The organism is Rathayibacter sp. PhB152, from assembly GCF_003751395.1.
Lineage (GTDB): Bacteria > Actinomycetota > Actinomycetes > Actinomycetales > Microbacteriaceae > Rathayibacter > Rathayibacter festucae.
Genome location: NZ_RJUT01000007.1, coordinates 16,922 through 37,072, shown reverse-complemented (window position 1 = coordinate 37,072; position 20,151 = coordinate 16,922). Strand labels below are relative to the sequence as shown.

Genomic DNA, 20,151 nt, shown 5'->3' with positions numbered 1-20,151 from the left:
ACCACCCTGCAGGCGACGGCGGGTCTCGATACGCCCCTCCGGGGCTACTCGACCAGCATGAGTAGCTCCAGGGCTTCCGACCCATGCTGATCGAGCAGCCCGCAGAGCGGGCGCACCATGCTGATCGAGTAGCCCGCGCAGCGGGCGTATCGAGATCCCGCGCGCAACGAGCGACGGCCGCCCCGCCGCCCCCGGAGGGGCGTGCGGGGCGGCCGTCGCGACGGGCTGCGGAGGCTACTCCGCGGCGCCCGCCTCACGCTGCGCGAGTGCGCGGCGACGCAGTCCCGTCAGCACCGCTCCGGCGCCGATCAGCGCCAGGGCGCCCGCTCCGAGCAGTCCGCCGCCGAAGCCGGTGGAGGGCAGCCCACCCGCGCCGTGGCCGGGCGCGCCCGGTCCAGCGGTGGGCGTGGAGGTCGGCGCGGGAGGCGCGGTCGGTCCGGCGGTCGGCGTCCCGGTCGGAGCCGGCGTCGCCGTCGGTCCGGCGGTCGGCGTCGCGGTCGGCTCGGCCGTGGGTCCGGCCGTCGGCGTCCCGGTCGGAGCCGGCGTCGCCGCCTCCGTCACGTCGACGCTGACGAGGGTCCGGAGACCCGAGTCCGCGTAGTCGACGCTGCCGAGGTACTGAGCCGGGCCGGCGAGACCGGTCCAGGACACGGAGTAGTTCGTCGGCTCCCCCAGGACCGCGTCGACGGTCTCGGGCGCGGTGCTCAGCGAGCCCTCGCCGCCGTCCGCCGCGATGAGGAAGCTCCGGAGGTCGAAGGTCGCCTCCGGCTCCGCGCCCACCGCGTAGATGTCCGCGGAGACCAGGTAGCTGCCGGCCTCGGGGGCGTAGAGGTCCACCCGCTCGTCGGCCGAGCCGGTCGCGCTGGTCGCCGTGGGCACCGGCTCGCCGTCGACGATCTGCGCGACCGTCAGGTCGAGGTCGGCGGTGTCGTCGAGCGAGTCGAGGTCGAACCGGGCGAACTCGGTGCCCTCGGGCACCTCGACGGTCGTCTCGAAGGTCTCGCCCTGCGGCAGCGTGCCGGTGTGGCCGTCCGCCGCGGTCGCGTCCTCGGCGAGGACTCCCACCGCGAGGCCGCTCGGGACCAACGGCAGGGGGCCGTCGATGCCGGGGATGATCTCGACGCTCGTCGAGCCGGTCGAGCCGGAGCCCGACACCTCGTACGGCGCGTCGAGCAGCACGGGACGCACGGCCACGGGGCTGCGCACCTCGTGCTCGGCGCTCGACCAGGTGAGGTAGCCGCTCGCGAACTCGGTGAGCTCGGCGTCGGTCCTCGTGAAGGTCACCGTGTACTCGGCGGTCTGGCCCGCTCCGGTGAAGGAGAGGGTGGACGGCGAGACGACGGCGTCGATGCCGGGGATGTCGAGGCTGGCGGTGTAGCTGCCGGCCTCGGTCGAGGTGACCGTGCGGGTGACCGTCTGGGTCCCGGCCAGGGCGCCGATCGCGATCGAGGCCTGGTTCAGGTCGGACGGGTCGATCGCCTCGACCGCGTCGAGTTCGGGGTCGGCGAAGACGTAGCCGGCTCCCTTGAGGAACGCGATCCAGTCGCTCGTACCGCTCTCGTAGAGCAGTCCGGGGTCGAGGAACGCGGTCGGGTCGACGTGTCCGGCGCCCTGCGCGAAGACGTCGTCGGACGCGGCGCCCGACTGGTCGACGCTGTCGTACGAGGTCGTCATCATGGCCGACTTGACCGCCGACGGCGACGCGTTCGGGCTCACGCCCAGGATGAGGGCGGCGAGGCCCGCGATGTGCGGGGAGGACATCGAGGTGCCGGACTCGAACGCGAAGGCGGGGTCGTCGCCCTCGGCGTTGAAGCTGTCGGCGAGGATCGCGACGCCGGGCGCCGTGAGGTCGGGCTTGAGCACGTCCGTGCCGTCCGCCTCGGCCGGTCCGCGCGAGGAGAAGCCCGCGACCTGCGGCACCGGGATCTCGGTGCCGGTCGCGTTGCCCTCGGTCAGCGTCGCCGTCGCGCCCGCGGTGCCGGCGTACGCGGTGATCGCGTCGTAGGCCTGCGAGTCGATCTGGATGCTCGGGACCGAGTGGTCGTCGACGTGCAGGGCGTTCGGGAACGGGTTCAGCAGCAGCATGCCGATGCCCCCGGCCCGGTCGACCTCGGCCGACTTGGAGACGCGCGCGGTGACGCCGGCGGTGCAGGCGACGATCTTCCCGGCGACCTTCGCGGCGTCGAGCGAGCCCGGCGCGCAGATGTCGGCGTTCTCGGTCCCGGCGACGACGACGTCGGCGCTGTTCACGAGGGGGCCGGTGACGTCGTCGTGCACGCTGATCGATCCGCCGACGAAGGCCTGGCCGTCACCGAGGGTGGCGGTGGCCGTGTAGGTCGGGATCGAGGACGCGGCGACCGTGGTGTACCAGGGCGAGGCGTGGTCGAGGGTCGAGACGCCCGGGCCGGAGTTGCCGGCCGAGGCGGCCACGAAGACACCCGCGGCCGCGGCGTTCAGGAACGCCTCGTCGTAGGGGGTCAGCGTCGAGACGGCGGAACCGCCGCCGATCGAGAAGTTGATGACGTCGACGCCGTCCGCGACGGCCGCGTTGATCGCGGCCAGGATGCCCTCGCCGGAGCAGTAGTCGTCGTCGTCGGTGCCGTTCACGGCGCCGTTCCAGCAGACCTTGTAGGCGGCGACCTTCGCGGCGGGTGCGACACCGGAGATGGTGCCGTAGTCGTAGCCGTCGACCGAGGCCTCGACGTCGGCGTTGCCGGCCGCCGTGCTCGCGGTGTGCGAGCCGTGGCCGTCCGCGTCGCGCGGCGAGCGGTACTCCGGGTTGTCGGTCGAGCCGGCCTTCTCGTTCTGGCCGAGGAACCAGCGGGCGCCGATCAGCTTCTGGTTGCACTCGCCGCCGTCCCACTGCTCGGATCCGGCGAGGCCGGGCGAGCAGGAGCCGGCGAAGGTGGTGCCGTCCGACTTGGCGTAGCGGACGGTCGTGCCGTCCGTGTACGGAGCGGCGCCCGGCGACGTCGCGAGCGGAGCGCCCGCGAAGGACGGGTTCTCGGGTGCGATGCCGGAGTCGATGACACCGACGACGATGCCCTCGCCGGCCTTCTCGACACCGCCGACGGTGTCCCAGACTCCGCCGTCGCCCTCGAGGCCGAGGAAGCTCGTGGAGGACTCCTGACCGGTGTCGGGGACGGGGATGCCTGCGTCGGCGGCGGCGGTCGGAGCCGACGCGGTCGAGGCCGCGGCACGGTCGAGCTTCAGGTCCTCGAGCTCCCGCACCTGCGCGACGTCCTTGCGGCCGGCGAGCTCGCTCGCCTGCTCGGCGGTGAGCGAGGCGGAGAAGCCGTTGAGGGCGACCGTGTAGTGGTAGCCGATCGCGGCGTCGACGGCGGCGGCGACGTCGTCCTGCCGCTGCTCGAGGTGAGCGGAGTAGTCCTCGACCGGAGCCGAGCGGGCCTGCAGCTGCGCGCCGGCATCCGGAGCAGTGCGGGCGAAGCGGGCGTCGGTGCCCTCGTAGGTCGCCGCGGACGGCTCGACGAGCGTGACGACGTAGTCGCCGTCGTCGAAGGTCTGGAGGGTGGAGAGTCCGCCGACGAGAGCGGCCCCGCCGACGAGCGGGGCGGCCGAGGCGGCCGAGACGGCGAAGGCGCCGGAGGCGGCGATGCCGAGGGCGGCGAGGCCGGCGAGGATGCGCTTCTCAGCGCGGCGAACGGGTGGACGGTGGGACAAGTGAAGCGGCAATCGATGTCCTTTACTCACAGTTGCTGAGAACCGGATCGGTTCTCGCACAGAGTCGACCCTACGAACTGGATCGCCCGGCTCTGTTACGAACAGGTAACGAAGTCCTTGTTCGGGGGACAACGGCGTCCGATCTCCGGGGATCCCGGTGCCCCCATTTCGGGGACTCCACCCCGCCGGTCCTACGCTGGCGGGATGCGCACCCCGAATCCCGACGCCGCCGTCGGCGTCCTGCTCCCCCGCGATCTCCCCGCCGCCGAGGTCCTGCCCTACGCCCGCCGGGCCGAGGAGCTCGGCTTCGACGAGCTCTGGGTCGTCGAGGACCTCGCCTTCCGCGGCGGCATCGCCCAGGCCGCGGCCGTCCTCGCCGTGACCGAGCGGATCGTCGTCGGCATCGGCATCCTGCCCGCCGCGGTGCGCACCGCCGCCTTCACCGCGATGGAGCTCGGCACCCTCGCCGAGCTCTTCCCCGGCCGCGTCCACGCGGGCATCGGCCACGGCATGCCGGGCTGGATGCGCGGACTCGGCGTCTGGCCGAAGAGCCCGCTGACCCTGCTCGCGGAGCAGTTCGACGCGATCCGCGCGCTGCTCGCCGGCGAGGAGGTGACCCGCGACGGTCGCTACGTCCACGTCGACGGGCTGCGGCTCGAGTCGCCGCCGCAGGTCGTGCCACCGCTGCTGGCCGGGGTCCGCGGTCCGCGCTCGCTCGAGCTGGCCGGGCGCATCGCCGACGGGGCGATCCTCGCCGAGCCGGTCGCTCCGGAGTACCTCGCCCGGGCCCGGGAGCAGATGGGCACGCCGGGCCGCGTCGTCGCCTACAACGTGGCCGCCGTCTCGGACGACGCCGGAGAGGCCCGCGCCGCCGTGCGCCCGGGACTGGAGTGGGTCGGCGAGCCGGACTGGGCACCGCACATCGAGCCGCTGCCCTTCGCCGAGGAGTTCGCGCAGCTGCGCGCCCGGAGCGCCGACCGCGCCGCCTTCGTCCGCGATCTGCCGGACGAGTGGGTCGACCGGCTCGCCGTCGTCGGGACTCCGGAGACGGCCCGCGCGCGGATCGACGAGCTGCACGCGGCCGGAGCGGCCAGCACGGTGCTCATGCCGGTCGGCGACGACCCGCGCGCGGCGATGGAGCAGCTGGCGCGCGTGCTCTGACGGCGGCCACCTCCCCTCCAGCGCCCGGCACGCGGAAACGGCTCCGGCCCGGGGAATCCGAGGATTCCCGCGGGCCGGAGCCGTTCGTGCGAGCCGGAGATCAGCTCGCCATGCGCGCCTTGAGGTTCTCGTCGAGCGTGGCGAGGAACTCCTCGGTCGTCTGCCAGGCCTGGTCCGGGCCGACGAGGAGCGCGAGGTCCTTCGTCATGCTGCCGGACTCGACCGTCTTGATGACGACGTCCTCGAGGGTCAGCGAGAAGTCGATGAGCTCCTGGTTGCCGTCGAGCTTGCCGCGGTGCGCGAGGCCGCGCGTCCAGGCGTAGATCGAGGCGATCGGGTTCGTCGAGGTGGGCTTGCCGGCCTGGTGCTGGCGGTAGTGGCGCGTGACGGTGCCGTGCGCCGCCTCCGCCTCGACGACGCTGCCGTCGGGGGTGGAGAGGACCGAGGTCATCAGGCCGAGCGAGCCGAAGCCCTGCGCGACGGTGTCGGACTGGACGTCGCCGTCGTAGTTCTTGCAGGCCCAGACGTAGCCGCCCTCCCACTTCATGGCCGAGGCGACCATGTCGTCGATGAGGCGGTGCTCGTAGGTGAGACCGGCGGCCTCGAAGCGCTCCTTGAACTCGGTCTCGAAGATCTCCTCGAAGATGTCCTTGAACCGGCCGTCGTAGGCCTTGAGGATCGTGTTCTTCGTGGAGAGGTAGACCGGGTAGTTGCGGGTCAGGCCGTAGTTGAGCGAGGAGCGGGCGAAGTCGCGGATCGACGAGTCCTGGTTGTACTGGACCTGCGCGATGCCGTCGTCGGGGGCCTTGTAGACCTCGAACTTCATCGGCTCGGAGCCGTCCTCGGGGGTGAACTCGACGGTGAGCGTGCCCTTGCCCTTGAAGACGAAGTCGGTGGCGCGGTACTGGTCGCCGAAGGCGTGGCGGCCGATGATGATCGGCTTGTTCCAGCCGGGCACCAGGCGCGGGATGTTCGAGATGATGATCGGCTCGCGGAAGATGACGCCGCCGAGGATGTTGCGGATCGTGCCGTTGGGCGACTTCCACATCTTCTTCAGGCCGAACTCCTCGACGCGCGCCTCGTCGGGCGTGATGGTCGCGCACTTGACGCCGACACCGTGCTTCTGGATGGCGTGGGCGGCGTCGATCGTGACCTGGTCGTCGGTCTGGTCGCGGTACTCCATGCCGAGGTCGTAGTACTCGAGGTTCACGTCGAGGTACGGGTGGATCAGGGTGTCCTTGATCTTCTGCCAGATGATCCGCGTCATCTCGTCGCCGTCGAGCTCGACGACGGTTCCTTCAACCTTGATCTTCGACATTGCACTCCCAGGGTCTCGTTGCACCGCCCCGCTGCTGCGAGGGACGGGTGGCTCCGCGGCCGCTCCAGACGGCCTCGACCAGCCTACCCGAGGCCGGAACTGTCTCGACGTCGAGACAGTTCTGAAGGTGGCCCGGTCCCGGACCGTGCGCGCCGCGACGCTCGTCCGCGAGGAGGATGACCGCCGCCGAGCCGGGCCGCTAGATTGGGCGGCATGAGTGACCTCCGCCTGGAAGAGCTGTCGGCCGCGAACATCTCCGCCGTGAACGGACTGAGCCTCAAACCGGGTCAGGAGCAGTTCGTCGCACCGGAGTCGTACTCCGCGGCCGCCGCCGTGATCGACCCGGGCGCCGCCTGGCAGCGGGCGATCCTCGACGGCGACGAGCTCGTCGGCTTCATCCACGCGCACTTCGACCCGCAGGCGCCGGAGGAGTTCCGCAGCTGCATCTGGCGGATCAACATCGACGCGGCCAAGCAGGGCCGCGGTGTCGGGACCTTCGCCGTCCGCGCCGCCGCCGACGAGGCGCGCGCCCGCGGCTTCGACACCCTCACCGTGATCTGGGAGTCCGGCGCGGACGGCCCCGAGCAGTTCTTCCGCTGGATCGGCTTCGAGGTCATCGGCGAGACCCCGTACGGCGAGAACATCGGAGCGCTGAAGCTCTGACCGGCACTCCGGCGTCCACCCCCGCCGACCCGGAACCCGCCGACTTCGTCTCGGCGGTCCTCGCCGTCGTCGACGCGATCCCGCCCGGCCGTGTGATGGCCTACGGAGAGATCGCCGCGGTGCTCGGCACCCGCGCCGCCCGCGCCGTCGGCACGGTGCTCGCCCGCTACGGCTCCGACGTCGCCTGGTGGCGGGTGGTCCGCTCCGGCGGCGCCCCCGCGATCGGGCACGAGGAGCGAGCCCGCGAGCACTACGAGCGCGAGGGCACGCCGCTCGTCACGACCCCGAGCGGCTACCGGGTGGACGTCCGCGCCGCGCGCTGGACGCCCTGACGCGGCGGCGGGCCCTCCGGGTCAGACCAGGGAGTCCCGCCAGGCCGCGTGCAGGGTGGCGAAGCGGCCGTCGCCCGCGATCAGCGCCTCCGGCGTCCCGTCCTCGACGATGCGGCCGTGCTCCATCACCAGCACCCGGTCGGCGATCGCGACCGTCGACAGCCGGTGCGCGATGATCACCGCGGTCCGGTCCGCGAGCAGCGTCTGCAGGCCGAGCTGCACCAGCCGCTCGCTCGGGATGTCGAGCGAGGAGGTCGCCTCGTCCAGGATCAGCACCGCCGGGTCCGCCAGGAACGCCCGCGCGAACGAGATCAGCTGGCGCTGACCGGCCGAGACCCGCCCGCCGCGCTTGTTCACGTCGGTGTCGTAGCCGTCCGGCAGCGCCTGGATGAACGCGTGCGCGCCGACCGCCTTCGCCGCGTCGACGATCTCGTCGTAGGAGGCCGAGGGCCGGCCGATCGCGATGTTGTCCGCGACGGAGCCGGAGAAGAGGTAGGCCTCCTGGGTCACCATCACGATCGCGCGGCGCAGGTCCTTCGGATGCAGCTGCCGGAGGTCGACGCCGTCGAGGGTCACCACTCCGTCGGTCGGGTCGTAGAAGCGCGAAACGAGCTTCGCGAGGGTCGACTTGCCGGCACCGGTCGAGCCGACCAGCGCGATCGTCTGACCCGCGGGGATCCGCAGATCGAAGCGTGGCAGGACCTCGCGGTCGGTCGTGTAGGCGAATCGGACGCCCTCGAAGCCGAGGGCGCCGCGCGCCTCGCGCAGGTCGACGGGGTGCGCCGGGTCGGGCACGCTCTGCTCCTCCGCGAGGACGCCCGAGATCTTCTCGAGCGCGGCCGCCGCGGACTGGTAGGAGTTGTAGAACATCGCCATCTCCTGCACCGGCGCGAAGAACCGCCGCGTGTAGAGCAGGACGCCGAGCAGGGCGCCGATCTCGAGACCGCCGTCGAGCACGCGCATCCCGCCGAAGAACAGCACGGCCGCCATGGTGACGTTGCCGATCAGCACGAGACCGGGGTCGAAGGTGCCGAAGACGCCGAAGACCTTCTTGTAGGCGACCCGGTAGCGCTCGACGACGACGCCGAAGGCCGACTCGTTGCGCTCCTGGGTGCGGAAGGTCTGCACGGCGCGGATGCCCGTCATCGTCTCGACGAACTGCACGATCAGGCGGGACGACGCGACGCGGGTGCCGCGGAAGAGCGACTGCGAGCGCTTCTGGAACCAGCGGGTCAGGATCGCGAGCGGCACCAGCGCGCAGGCGAGCACGAGACCGCTCACGCCGTCGAGCGAGACGAGTGCGATCGCGACGAAGCCCATGTAGAGGGCGCCCTGCACCAGCTGGTTGATGCCGGAGTCGAGCAGCTCGCGGATGGAGTCCAGGTCGCTGGTCTGCCGGGAGATGATCCGGCCGGAGGTGTAGTTCTCGTGGAACTCCAGGCTCAGCTTCTGGGTGTGCAGGAAGACGCGCTTGCGCAGGTCGATCAGGATCGCCTGGCTCACCCGGGCCGACAGCACGGTGTACCAGGCGACGAGGACGGCGCCGATGACGCCGGTCAGGACGTAGGCGATCACGGTGAGGACCAGCGGGGTCGCGTCACCGTCGAGGATCGCCGGCAGCCCGTTGTCGATGCCCAGTGCGATCAGCGCCGGTCCGGCGACCTGCGCGGCGGTCGAGATCACCACGACGACGGCCGTCAGCACCAGCCGCATCCGCAGCGGGCGGAGCAGCGATCCGAGCAGCGCGAGCGAGCGCCGGCGCAGGGCCGCGGACTCCGCGCGGGTGAGGTCGTCGCGCTCCTCGGTGGATCCGAGAGTGCTCATGATCGGGTCTCCAGCTCCGTGAGGTCGGTCAGGTCCGTCAGCTCGGCCTCGGCGCGCGGGCGCGAGCCGACGCGCTCGGTGCCTCGGGGACGGGCGAGCTCGTCCTCCTCGAGGCTCGAGATGACGAAGCGGTAGTGCGGGCTGCTCGCGAGCAGCTCGGTGTGGGTGCCGACCGCCGTGACGCGGCCCTCCTCGAGGAGGGCGACGCGGTCGGCGAGGGCGACCGTCGACGGGCGGTGCGCGACGATCAGCGCGGTGGTGTCGCCGAGCACGCGGCGCAGGCCCTTCTCCACCCGCGCCTCGGTGTCGACGTCGAGGGCCGACAGCGGATCGTCCAGGACGAGGACGGCCGGCCGCGCGGCGATGGCGCGCGCGAGGGCGAGCCGCTGGCGCTGGCCGCCGGAGAGGCTCATCCCCTCCTCGCCCACGGTGGTGTCCAGCCCGTTCGGCAGGGAGTGCACGAAGTCCGCCTGGGCGATCTCGAGCGCCTCGAGCAGCTCCGCCTCCGAGGCGTCCGGGCGGCCGAGAAGCACGTTCTCGCGCACCGAGGTGGAGAAGAGTGTCGCGTCCTCGAAGGCCATGCCGACGTGGGAGCGCAGCTCGTCGCGCCGGAGGTGCCGCACGTCGACGCCGTCGATCTCGATCGCTCCGCCGGTCACGTCGTAGAGGCGCGGCAGCAGCGCGGTGAGCGTCGTCTTGCCCGAGCCGGTGAGGCCGACGAGCGCCATCGTCTCGCCGGGCTCGACCTCGAGGTCGACGCCGTCCAGCAGGTCGGCGAAGCGCTCCGGCGCGTCCTGGTAGCGGAAGTGCACGTCGCGGAAGCGCACCCGGCCGAGCGGCCGGGCGATCGTGGCGGGCGCCTCCGGATCGGTGATCGTGTTCCGGCTGTCCATCACCTCGAAGTAGCGGTCGACGGCGGTGCGCGCGTCGAACGTCATCGAGAGCAGGAAGCCGATCGACTCCACCGGCCAGCGCAGCACGGTCGCGGTGGCGAAGAAGGCGAAGAGCTCGCCGACGCTGAGCTGTCCGTCGGCGGCCAGCCAGACTCCGGCGAGGAGGCAGAGCGCGAAGGCGATGTCGGGGATGAGCAGCAGGACCACCCAGATGCCCGCGATGGCCTTCGCCTTCTCCACCTCGGTGCCGCGCAGCTTCTCCGCCTGGTCGGCGAAGCCGGCGAGCGCGTGCTGGTGGCGGCCGAACGCCTTGATCACGCGGATGCCGTGCACCGACTGCTCGACCGTCGTGGCGAGGTCGCCCGCCTGGTCCTGGCTGCGGCGCGCGATGCTCGAGTAGCGCTTCTCGAAGGCGAAGCCGTAGATCCAGACCGGGATCGAGCAGGCCACGAACAGCGCGCCGAGGATCGGGTTCCAGTAGACGAGCACGCCGAAGCCGACGACGATCGTCAGCGCGTTGACCACCAGCAGCACGAAGCCGAAGGCGATCCAGCGCCGGATGAGGCTGAGGTCGCTCATCGCGCGAGAGAGCAGCTGCCCGCTCTGCCAGCGGTCGTGGAACGAGACGGGCAGGTCCTGGAGCTGGCGGTAGAGCGCGATGCGCATCCGCGCCTCGACCCGCGTGCTCGGGGTGAGCACCATCCGGCGGCGCAGCGCGATGGCGGCGGCCTCGAGCACGCCGAGCAGGAGCACGACGACGACCGGGCCGATCAGCGGGCCGAGGTCGCCGGAGCCGGCGGCGGTCGCGCCGTCGCCGAGCGGTCCGTCGACCAGCTGCTGGAGGACGATCGGGATCGCGAGCGAGACGAGGCTGGCCACGAGGGCGATCGCGATGCCGCCGACCAGGCGGGGCAGCGCGTCGCCGACGAACGGGACCAGGCGCAGCAGAGTGCGGAGGGTGTTCGGGCGCTTCGGAGCGGCGGGCGGTGAGGACTGTGCGAGCACGGTGCTGGGCTTTCGCGACGGAGGACGGAGCCCTGCGGCACCGTGGCGTCGCGAGGGCGGGGATGCCGCCGGCCCGTTGCGGGCTTCTGGGCAGCCTTGAAGGCTATACCCGGTCAGGCGACGCCGTCCACCGCTCGGAGCCCGCGGTCGCGGATCGTCGGGATCGGCCCGTTCTCCGCGGGGACCTGTGTGCAGGACCGCGGGCGAGCGGCCCCGGCGCGGCTCAGCGCACCCGCACCGACAGGCAGGTGACGCAGCCCTCGAGCTTCTCGAACTCCGAGATGTCGACCGTCACGACGCGGTAGCCGAGCTCGCGGAGCAGCTCCGCGCTCCGCGGCGCGGACGCCGCCATCAGCAGCGTGTCCGGGCCGAGCACGACCACGTGCGCGCCGCCCTCCTCCGGCATCGGCAGGAAGGAGGGGAAGAGCCGCGGCTCGTCGACGACGGACTCCCAGCCGATCACCGTGCCGTCCGGCAGCGCGGTGACGGCGCTCTTGAGGTGCAGGGCGCGGGTGAGCGGGACCGCGACGACGCTCAGGCCGAGCGGACGGAGCAGCGCGCGCAGCTGCGCGACGCCCTCGGCGTTGGTGCGGCCGCCGCGGCCGACGTAGACGGTCGAGCCGACGCGGAGGACGTCGCCGCCCTCCAGGGTGCCGGGCGCCTCGATCCGGTGCACGATCAGGTCGAGGGCGCGGGCCGCCTCCTCCGCACCGTCGACCTCGCCGCGGCGCGACTCGGCGCCCGGGCGGGTGAGGACCGCATGCCCGTCGACGACGAGCAGCGCGTCCTCGACGAAGACGGAGTCGGGCAGCTCGGGCGCCGTGGCGACCTGGACGGTCTCCCAGCCGGCCTCCTCGAGCGCGTCGACGTACTCCTCCCACTGCTGCAGGGCCTTCACCCGGTCGACGGGGACGCGCTCGAGGTGGGTGAGCTCACCGGCGTCGAGGTCGTCCGCGGGCTGGCGGATGAGGGCGATGCGGCGCTCCGGACGAGCGGTGGCGGCCGAGGACTTCCCGGCGCGGGCAGGTGTCGATGCGACGGCGATGCGGTGGCCGAGGGTCGCGGCGGCGATCACGAAGGCGAGCAGGAAGACGAGGTTGAGCCCGCCGAAGGTCGCGACGATCGATCCCCAGACCTCCCCGGTGATCGGGGTACCGCTCGCGCTCGCCTGCACGAGCGTGCCGAAGACGGCGCCGACGAGCCCCGCGACGAGTCCGGCGATCGCCGCCGTCCAGGCGCGGGCGAGCAGCCCGGCCGCCGCGAGCACGAGCACCACCACGAAGGCGAGCACGCTCGAGAGCAGGAAGTAGGCGTTGACCTGCGGGATCGAGGTCGGCGCCAGCTGGTTGCCGATGAAGAAGGCGAGCAGGTTGGCGAGGTGGGCCGCGACCGCCGTGGCCGCCGCGGCGGCGAGCGCCGTCAGCAGGCGCCGCCCCACGGTCGGGGCGGTGGTGGCGGTCGGGGCGGTGGGCGCGTTCAGCGTCGAGTCGGAGGGCACCCGGAGACCCTACGCGCCCGCACCCCTGCCGCTCCTGGCCGGACCCTCTCAGCCGTCTGAGAGCCGGGCGCCGCGCCGCGCCGCGCCCCCTCCCCCGAATGCGCAGAAGTTGTCGTACTCGCCCGCCCACTACGACAACTCCTGGCGAGCGGAGACGCCGGCCCGCGCCCGGAGCCCACCCACTCAGCACAAGTTGCGGTAGTCGCATCCCGCTACCGCAACTTCTCGCGAGTGGAGCACCCGGCCCGCACTCGCCGGACACCGACTCCGCGAAAGGTGCGGTACTCGCGCCCCACTACCGCAACGTCCGCGGAGTGAAGCCGCCCGCCCGCCTCGCGCCGCCAGTACGCAGAAGTCGTCGTACCCGACGCCCCACTACGACAACTCCTGAAGACCGGAGCGGCCGACTCCGCACCCAGGAGCCGCCGACTCCGCAGAAGTTGCGGTAGTCGGGCGCCGCTACCGCAACTTTCGGAGAGTGGCGGCACGCACCGGGTCCGCTCCCCCGAAGACGCAGAAGTTGTCGCACTCGACGCCCGACTACGACAACTCCTGGAGAGCGGAGCGGCTGCTCCACGCTCGGAAGCCGCCGACTCCGCAGAAGTCGCGGTAGTCGCGCCCCGCTACCGCAACTGCTGAAGAGTGGAGCGGGCAGACCCCGAGTCCCGAAGGGAGAGGCCGCGTGCGGGGATCGCGTGCCAAGCGATTCCCGCGGCGGCCGACGCGACCCGCTCTGCGGAACGCACCACCCCAGGAGGCCGACCGCGCCACGCCGCGCGAGGAGCGGCGTGGAAGACAGCGCCCACTGAGCGCCTGCGGCGCTCAGTGGAAGAAGTGCCGCTCCCCCGTCGTGTACATGGTGACGCCGGCGCGCTTCGCGGCCTCGATGACCTCGGGGTCGCGGACGGAGCCGCCGGGCTGGACGACGGCCTTCACGCCGGCGGCGAGGAGGACCTCGAGGCCGTCGGCGAAGGGGAAGAACGCGTCGGAGGCGGCGACGGAGCCGGGGGCGCGGTCGCCGGCGCGGGAGACGGCGAGGTGGCAGGAGTCGACGCGGTTGACCTGGCCCATGCCGACGCCGACGGAGGCGCCGCCCTTGGCGAGCAGGATCGCGTTGGACTTGACGGCGCGGCAAGCCTTCCAGGCGAACTCGAGGTCGAGCATCGTGTCCGCGTCGGCGGGCTCGCCGGCGACGAGCTCCCAGCCGGAGCTGACCTCGCCGGGGCCGCCGACGAAGCGGTCGGGCTCCTGCAGCAGGATGCCGCCGGAGATCTGCTTGAACTCGGTCTCGACGGGGGCGTAGAAGTCGGGGAGCTGCAGCAGGCGCAGGTTCTTCTTGGTCTTCAGCACCTCGAGGGCCTCGGGCTCGAAGCCGGGGGCGACGAGGACCTCGGTGAAGATCTCCTTCACCGTCTCGGCCATGGCGAGGGTGACGGTCCGGTTCGCCGCGATGACGCCGCCGAAGGCCGACACGGGGTCGCACTCGTGGGCGCGGCGGTGCGCGGACGCGATGGGGTCGATGGCCTTCGCGCCGGCGATCGCGATGCCGCACGGGTTGGCGTGCTTGATGATCGCGACGGCGGGGAGGACGAAGTCGTAGGCCGCGCGGACGGCCGCGTCGGCGTCGACGAAGTTGTTGTACGACATCTCCTTGCCGTGCAGCTGGCGCGCCTGGGCGATGCCGGTGCCGTCGGGCGAGACGTAGAGCGCCGCCTTCTGGTGGGAGTTCTCGCCGTAGCGGAGCACCTGCTGCCGAGTGCCGCGGATCTCGACCGAGCCGGGGAACTCCGACTCGCCGCCCGCCTCCTGCCCGGCGAACCAGGCGGCGACGGCGGAGTCGTAGGAGGCGGTGTGTGCGAAGGCGCGCGCGGCGAGCGTGCGCCGGGCGGCGAGGGTCGTGCCGCCGCTGCCGAGCGCGGCGACGACGCCGGCGTAGTCGGCCGGATCGACGACGATCGCCACGTTCGCGTGGTTCTTCGCCGAGGCGCGGACGAGCGCAGGGCCGCCGATGTCGATGTTCTCGACCACGGTCGGCGCGTCGGCGCCGCCGGCGACGGTCTCGCGGAACGGGTACAGGTTCACCACGACGAGCTCGAACGGCGCGATCTCGAGCTGCTCGAGCTGCTCCCGGTGCGAGGCGAGGCGGACGTCGGCGAGGATGCCCGCGTGCACGCCGGGGTGCAGGGTCTTCACCCGGCCGTCGAGCGACTCCGGGAAGCCGGTCACGGCGGAGACGTCGGTGACCGAGTGGCCCGCGTCGCGGATGGTCGCGGCGGTCGAGCCGGTGGAGACCAGCTCGACACCGGCGCCGGCCAGAGCCGAGGCGAGCTCGAGCAGTCCGGTCTTGTCGCTGACCGAGATCAGCGCCCGGCGGACGGGGACGACGTCGCGGTCGTCGTAGCTGCTGGGGTCGTGTGCGGTGATGCTCATGCGCGGGCGAGCTCCTCGAGGTCGACGGTTCCGTGGGCGATGTCGAGCACCGTCTGCACCAGCAGGCGACGCTCGATGGTCTTGATGCGCTCGTGCAGCGCGTGCTCGCTCTCGCCGGGGAGCACGGCGAGGCTCTCCTGGGCGATGACCGGGCCGGTGTCGACGCCGGTGTCGATGACGTGCACCGTCACTCCGGTCTCGGTGGCGCCGGCGGCCAGGGCGTCGCGCACGGCGTGCGCACCGGGGAAGAGCGGCAGCAGGGCGGGGTGCGTGTTGATCATCCGCGGGCTGAGGGCGTCGACGACGACGGGCGGGAGGATCCGCATGAAGCCGGCGCAGACGACGAGGTCGGGCTGCCAGCCCTGGATCTGCTCGAGCAGCTCCGCGCCCCAGGCGTTGCGGGAGGCGAAGGCGCCGGGCGTCACGGTGAAGGAGGGGACGTCGTGCGCCTCGGCGTGGCGCAGGCCGTCGGCGTCGGTGTCGCTGCCGACCGCCACGACGCGGGCGGGGAAGCGGTCGTCGCGCGTCGCCTCGAGCAGCGCGCGGAGATTGGAGCCACCGCCGGAGATGAGGACGACCAACTTCAGCACTGCGCAAGTCTAGGGGGGACGCCTCCGCGGCGACCACCGGCGGTCGGGCCCGGCGGTCAGGCCCGGCGCTCAGCCGCGGCGGATGCGGCCGGCGGCCAGTCCGAGACCCGCGGCGAGCGCCAGCTCGAGCGCCGCGAACGCGCCGACGAGCAGCGGGTCCGGACCGACCTGCACGAGGCGTCCCGGCCCGGCGGCTCCGGCCGAGAACCAGGCGAGCAGGCCGAGCAGCACCCCGCCGATCACGCCGATGCCGCCCGCCGCGGCCGCACCCCAGCGCAGCAGCGACCGGCCGTCGAGCCCCTCGACGACCTCCGCGCGCATCCGCCAGCCGGCGAGGAAGCCCGCCAGGAGCGGCACCAGCAGACCGAGGAAGGCGAAGGCGAGCTCGCCCTGCGGCAGCGCCGCGAGCACGGGGATCGAGGGGATCGGGCCGAGCAGCGTCCCGGCCGGAGCGACCGACGAGCCGGCGCCGAGGGCGAAGCCCGGTCCGATCAGCCAGCTCGCCGCCCAGATCACCAGGTTCGGGAGGATCGCCAGCTGCCCGAGCGTCAGCGCCAGGCCGCCGAGGGCCTCACCGCCGAGACCCTCGTAGAGCGCGACGACGGCGGCGTAGTCGGCGACCAGCAGCACCGCGACGAGCACGCCGGCGACCCCGATCACGCCGGCCGCCGCGAGCGTCCCGCCCCGCAGTGAGGCGAGGACGAGCGGCGCGGCCGGCTCGGGGAGGCGGTGCAGCGTCCGGTCGGCGAAGTCGCCGATCGGGTCGCGCTCGCCGCTCCTGGCCGAGTGGGTCGCGGCTCCGATCACCACGCCGAGGCCGAAGACGAGCGGCGGGAGCAGCGTGCCCTGCAGGACGTCGACCCGGGCGACGTCGGTGGTCGCGCCGAGGGTCACCAGCAGCGCGACGAGGAGGTAGGTGGCGATCGCGGAGCCGATGCCGAGCAGGCGGTAGGGCGACTCCTGCGCGCGACGGCCCGTGCGGGCGCCGAGCAGGATCGCGAGGAGCGCGAAGGCGAGCGGCGCGATCGTGATCGCGAAGGGCTGCCCGCCGTCCGGGAGTCCGAGCGCCAGCGGGGAGTCGGGGGCGAAGGCGGCCTGCAGATCCGCGCCGTGGCCGAGCAGCCAGGCGTCCGCGGCGACGCGCCAGAAGACGCTCCAGTCGACCGCCGTGTCGTACTGGACGGCCCAGAGGATCGTCAGCGGCACGAGCGGGATCGCGAGCCCGATCAGCGCCGAGAGCGCGGCGTCGAAGGCGGCGAGGAGTGCGACGGTGATCCGGTTCATGAGCCTGTCGAGCCTATCGGCGGCCCCGCCCGCTACCGCTCAGCGACGCCCCGGACGAGCGGCGACCGACCAGCGTCGGAGGCACCTCGACCAGCATGCACCGCCGCGCCATGCTGATCGAGTAGCCCGCGGAGCGGGTGCATCGAGATCCACCTGCGTCACCAGAGCAGCCGTCCCCTAGGGTCGAGCCGTGACGACCAGCGCCTCCCGCAGCGAGCGCGGACTCGACCGCCTGGTGAACTTCACCGACGCGACGGTCGCCATCGCGATCACGTTCCTCGTGCTCCCCCTCGTCGACGTCGTCGAGGAGGGCAGTGCGACCGACCTCGGCGCGCTGCTGGCCGGCCACTACGGCACCCTCTCGGCGTTCTTCATCACCTTCGCCGTGATCGGGCGGCTGTGGCTGGTGCACCACGCGGTCTTCGAGGGCGTGGCCCGCTACTCCCCCGCTCTGGTCGCGGTGAACTTCGTCTGGCTCGCGGCGATCGTGCTGCTGCCCTTCGCGGCGAATCTGCTGTCGAACGTCTTCGCCACCGACCCGAGCGTGTTCGCGCTCTACATCGGCACCATGATCGTCGCGAGCACCGCGACCCTGGCGATGCAGCTGATCCTGCGCCGGGACCCCGCCCTCCTCGTGCCCGGCACGGACCCGCTCCGCTCGCTCTCGCGCTCGCTGATCGTGATCGCGCTGCTGGCCGTCGCACTCGTGCTCGCCGTCACCCTCCCGAGCGTCAACATGTTCGCGCTCCTGCTCCTGCTGCTCTCCGGCCCGATCGAGCGCCTGGTGCACCGCGGGCACGCGCCCGAGCGGCACCGCCCGGCACGCACCGAGCGGGGCCTGGATCGCCTGGTCAACTTCTCCGACGCGACCGTGGCCATCGCGATCACGATCCTGGTGCTCCCGCTGGTCGAGCTCGCCCCCGAGATCGGCAGCGACGGCGGCGGCGTGGGCGAGGTCCTCGGCCAGCACCTCGACTCGGTGCTCGCCTTCGCGCTCTCCTTCACGCTGATCGCGGTGTTCTGGATGCCGCACCACCGGGTCTTCGAGCTGGCCGGCGACTACGACGCGGGGCTGGTCTGGCTCGATCTGCTCTGGCTGGTCGCGATCGCGTTCTTCCCGTTCTCGACCAGCGCCATCGCCCTGCTGCCCGACTCGCGCGCGACGATCGGCCTCTACATCGGCACGATGGTCGTGGTGAGCGGCGCACTGCTGCTGATCGAGCTGCGGCTGCGGCGCCGGCCGCACCTGCTGCGGGAGGGCGCCGGGCCGGTCCGGCTCGCTCCCGCCGTCGTCCCGTTCGCGCTCCTCGTGCTCGCCCTCGCGCTCGCGATGCTCGTGCCCTCCGTCGGGCTCTGGTGGCTGCTGCTGCTGATCGCCCAGCGCCCGCTCTCGCTGCTCCTGCTGCGCCGCGTCTAGGCGGCCGGCGTCCAGCCCAGCCGCGGCGCGATCTCCGCGGCGATCGTCCGCAGGATCCGCCGGTGCGACTCGACCCCGCCGACCGCGGGCAGCGTGATCGTGAGCGAGTCCGCCTCCGCCAGCGCGGGGTCGGCCGCGAGCGAGGCGACGATCTCGTCGGCCGTGCCGAGGTGCAGCGGGCTGAAGCGCATCGGCGCCGCGATGATCGAGCGGTCGGCGGTGCGCGGCCGGCCGTCGTCGTCCATCCGCGCGAGGTAGCCCTCGATGAAGGGGCGGTGCGCCTCCTCGTCGGCGGGGCCGGTCAGCGGCAGCACGATGCGCCCCGCCGTGACCCGCGAGGTGCGCCCGGGGTGCGCGGCGGCGAAGGCCTCGCGGTAGGCGCGGATCTGCGCGGCCTGCTGCTCCGCGAACGACAGCCCGGTCTCCTCCGTGTTCAGCGTGGAGACCTGGAGGTGCATGCCCTGCTCGCCGGCGCGGACCGCGGAGGCGGTGGTGCCGGCGCCGTACCAGAGCCGGTCGGCCAGACCGGGCGCGTGCGGCTGCTGCACGAGCGGATCGCCGACCGGCACCGACATCAGCGCGGACTCCGCGATGCCGAGCACCGAGCCCGAGAGCGCGTCGCGCAGGCGCTCGATCCGCTCCTGCGCCTCGGCGCGGAACTCCCGCTCGGCCTGCCCGAAGACGCCGTCGAAGACCGAGGCGAGGTGCGCGAAGCCGCTGCTCACGCCGAGGTCGAGCCGGCCACCGGAGAGCAGGTCCACAGTGGCCGCGTCCTCGGCGAGGCGGACGGGCGACTCGTAGCGCGCGCCGATCACCGCGGTGCCCAGGCGCAGCTGTCGGGTCCGCTGCGAGGCGGCGGCGAAGAAGGTCATCGGCGAGGCGAGGAAGCGCTCGAAGTGCCGCACCCGCACCCAGCCGGTGTCGTAGCCGAGCTCCTCCGCGAGCTCGAAGAGCGCGAGGCCGTCCTCGAGGCTGCGCGCCGCGTCACCCGGCTGCTCGGGGCCCTCCGGGTAGGGCACGAAGGTCAGGAAGTCGAGTCCGAGGCGGCGGGTCACCCCTGCACGCTACCGCCGCCGGGGCCCGCGACGACCGACGGGACCCCCTGCCGAGGCAGAGGATCCCGTCCGATCGTGTCCCGCGGCGCGCGCGGGACGTGGGGGCGCTACAGCGCCGCGTACACCTCGCGGAGCAGGTCGGCCGTCTCGGAGGGCGTCTTGCCCACGCGGACGCCGGCGGCCTCGAGGGCCTCCTTCTTCGCCTGCGCGGTGCCCGCGGAGCCGGAGACGATGGCGCCGGCGTGGCCCATGGTCTTGCCCTCGGGAGCGGTGAAGCCCGCGACGTAGCCGACGACCGGCTTGGTGACGTTCGCCTTGATGAAGTCGGCCGCACGCTCCTCGGCGTCGCCGCCGATCTCGCCGATCATGACGATCGCCTTGGTCTCGGGGTCCGCCTCGAACGCCGCGAGGGCGTCGATGTGCGTGGTGCCGATGATCGGGTCGCCGCCGATGCCGATGGCGGTCGAGAAGCCCAGATCGCGCAGCTCGTACATCATCTGGTAGGTCAGCGTGCCCGACTTCGAGACGAGGCCGATCGGGCCCTTGCCGGTGATCGTCGCGGGGGTGATGCCCACGAGCGACTCGCCCGGCGTGATGATGCCGGGGCAGTTCGGGCCGATGATCCGGGTCTTGTTGCCCTTCTCCTGCGCGTAGGCCCAGAACTCGGCCGAGTCCTGCACCGGGATGCCCTCGGTGATGACGACGAGGAGGCCGATCTCGGCGTCGATCGCCTCGATGACGGCGTCCTTCGAGAAGGCGGGCGGGACGAACGCGATCGACACGTCGGCGCCGGTGGCCTCGATGGCCTCCTTGACGGTGCCGAAGACGGGCAGCTCGACGTCGCCGTGGGTGACGGTCGTGCCGGCCTTGCGGGCGTTGACGCCGCCGACGACGTTCGTGCCGGCCTTGAGCATCAGCGCGGTGTGCTTGGTGCCCTCGCCGCCGGTGATGCCCTGGACGATGACCTTGGAGTCCTTGTTGAGGAAGATCGACATGCTTG

General features: G+C 72.7%; 14 protein-coding genes. 4 read left to right on the top strand and 10 right to left on the bottom strand.

Annotation, left to right across the window (positions count from 1 at the left end; genetic code table 11):
- Window positions 1-234: 234 nt before the first annotated feature.
- Complete coding sequence (locus tag EDF36_RS16030; RefSeq protein WP_123733767.1) at window positions 235-3,681, bottom strand: S8 family serine peptidase; 3,447 nt, start codon at window positions 3,679-3,681, stop codon at window positions 235-237.
- 204 nt (window positions 3,682-3,885) lie between these two features.
- Between EDF36_RS16030 and EDF36_RS16025 the strand changes: the two genes are divergently transcribed.
- Window positions 3,886-4,842 carry an LLM class flavin-dependent oxidoreductase gene (locus EDF36_RS16025; RefSeq protein ID WP_123733766.1) on the top strand — a complete coding sequence of 319 codons (957 nt, stop codon included), beginning with the start codon at window positions 3,886-3,888 and terminating at the stop codon, window positions 4,840-4,842.
- A 100-nt stretch (window positions 4,843-4,942) separates the two neighbouring features.
- Here the strand turns inward: EDF36_RS16025 and EDF36_RS16020 are convergent, their stop codons facing one another.
- Window positions 4,943-6,160: an NADP-dependent isocitrate dehydrogenase gene (locus tag EDF36_RS16020; protein WP_123445123.1), complete on the bottom strand. Its 1,218-nt coding sequence runs from the start codon at window positions 6,158-6,160 to the stop codon at window positions 4,943-4,945.
- Window positions 6,161-6,373: 213 nt separating this feature from the next.
- On the opposite strand from EDF36_RS16020, the gene EDF36_RS16015 reads away from it, so the two are divergent.
- Together EDF36_RS16015 and EDF36_RS16010 are read left to right on the top strand one after the other, a co-directional pair.
- Entirely contained in the window at window positions 6,374-6,823 is a 450-nt protein-coding gene (locus EDF36_RS16015) for a GNAT family N-acetyltransferase (RefSeq protein WP_123445122.1), read from the top strand.
- Window positions 6,718-7,155 (top strand): MGMT family protein, encoded by a 438-nt coding sequence (locus EDF36_RS16010; protein ID WP_311316382.1) that lies wholly within the window; start codon window positions 6,718-6,720, stop codon window positions 7,153-7,155. Before EDF36_RS16015 ends, EDF36_RS16010 begins: the two co-directional genes overlap by 106 nt.
- 21 nt (window positions 7,156-7,176) lie before the next feature.
- Here the strand turns inward: EDF36_RS16010 and EDF36_RS16005 are convergent, their stop codons facing one another.
- The 6 genes from EDF36_RS16005 to EDF36_RS15980 form a co-directional block, all read right to left on the bottom strand.
- Window positions 7,177-8,979, bottom strand: coding sequence for an ABC transporter ATP-binding protein (locus tag EDF36_RS16005; RefSeq protein WP_123733764.1), 1,803 nt, complete (start codon window positions 8,977-8,979; stop codon window positions 7,177-7,179).
- Window positions 8,976-10,877, bottom strand: coding sequence for an ABC transporter ATP-binding protein (locus tag EDF36_RS16000; protein WP_123733763.1), 1,902 nt, complete (start codon window positions 10,875-10,877; stop codon window positions 8,976-8,978). The genes EDF36_RS16005 and EDF36_RS16000 overlap by 4 nt, the downstream gene beginning before the upstream one ends.
- A 223-nt stretch (window positions 10,878-11,100) precedes the next feature.
- Complete coding sequence (ddaH, locus tag EDF36_RS21975) at window positions 11,101-12,375, bottom strand: dimethylargininase (RefSeq protein ID WP_311316381.1); 1,275 nt, start codon at window positions 12,373-12,375, stop codon at window positions 11,101-11,103.
- Window positions 12,376-13,197: 822 nt separating this feature from the next.
- Window positions 13,198-14,805, bottom strand: a complete 1,608-nt coding sequence (purH, locus tag EDF36_RS15990; RefSeq protein WP_123733762.1) for a bifunctional phosphoribosylaminoimidazolecarboxamide formyltransferase/IMP cyclohydrolase — start codon at window positions 14,803-14,805, stop codon at window positions 13,198-13,200.
- Window positions 14,802-15,395 (bottom strand): phosphoribosylglycinamide formyltransferase, encoded by a 594-nt coding sequence (gene purN / locus EDF36_RS15985; RefSeq protein ID WP_123733761.1) that lies wholly within the window; start codon window positions 15,393-15,395, stop codon window positions 14,802-14,804. Before purN ends, purH begins: the two co-directional genes overlap by 4 nt.
- A 69-nt stretch (window positions 15,396-15,464) precedes the next feature.
- Complete coding sequence (locus tag EDF36_RS15980) at window positions 15,465-16,679, bottom strand: DUF6350 family protein (protein ID WP_123733760.1); 1,215 nt, start codon at window positions 16,677-16,679, stop codon at window positions 15,465-15,467.
- Window positions 16,680-16,869: 190 nt separating this feature from the next.
- On the opposite strand from EDF36_RS15980, the gene EDF36_RS15975 reads away from it, so the two are divergent.
- On the top strand, window positions 16,870-18,096 hold the full coding sequence (locus tag EDF36_RS15975; RefSeq protein ID WP_123733759.1) for a TMEM175 family protein: 1,227 nt from the start codon (window positions 16,870-16,872) through the stop codon (window positions 18,094-18,096).
- Here EDF36_RS15975 and EDF36_RS15970 read toward each other — a convergent pair.
- Together EDF36_RS15970 and sucD are read right to left on the bottom strand one after the other, a co-directional pair.
- Window positions 18,093-19,151, bottom strand: coding sequence for an LLM class flavin-dependent oxidoreductase (locus EDF36_RS15970; protein WP_123733758.1), 1,059 nt, complete (start codon window positions 19,149-19,151; stop codon window positions 18,093-18,095). The genes EDF36_RS15975 and EDF36_RS15970 overlap by 4 nt on opposite strands.
- Before the next feature lie 107 nt (window positions 19,152-19,258).
- On the bottom strand, window positions 19,259-20,146 hold the full coding sequence (gene sucD, locus EDF36_RS15965; RefSeq protein WP_123445113.1) for a succinate--CoA ligase subunit alpha: 888 nt from the start codon (window positions 20,144-20,146) through the stop codon (window positions 19,259-19,261).
- Window positions 20,147-20,151 lie beyond the last annotated feature (5 nt).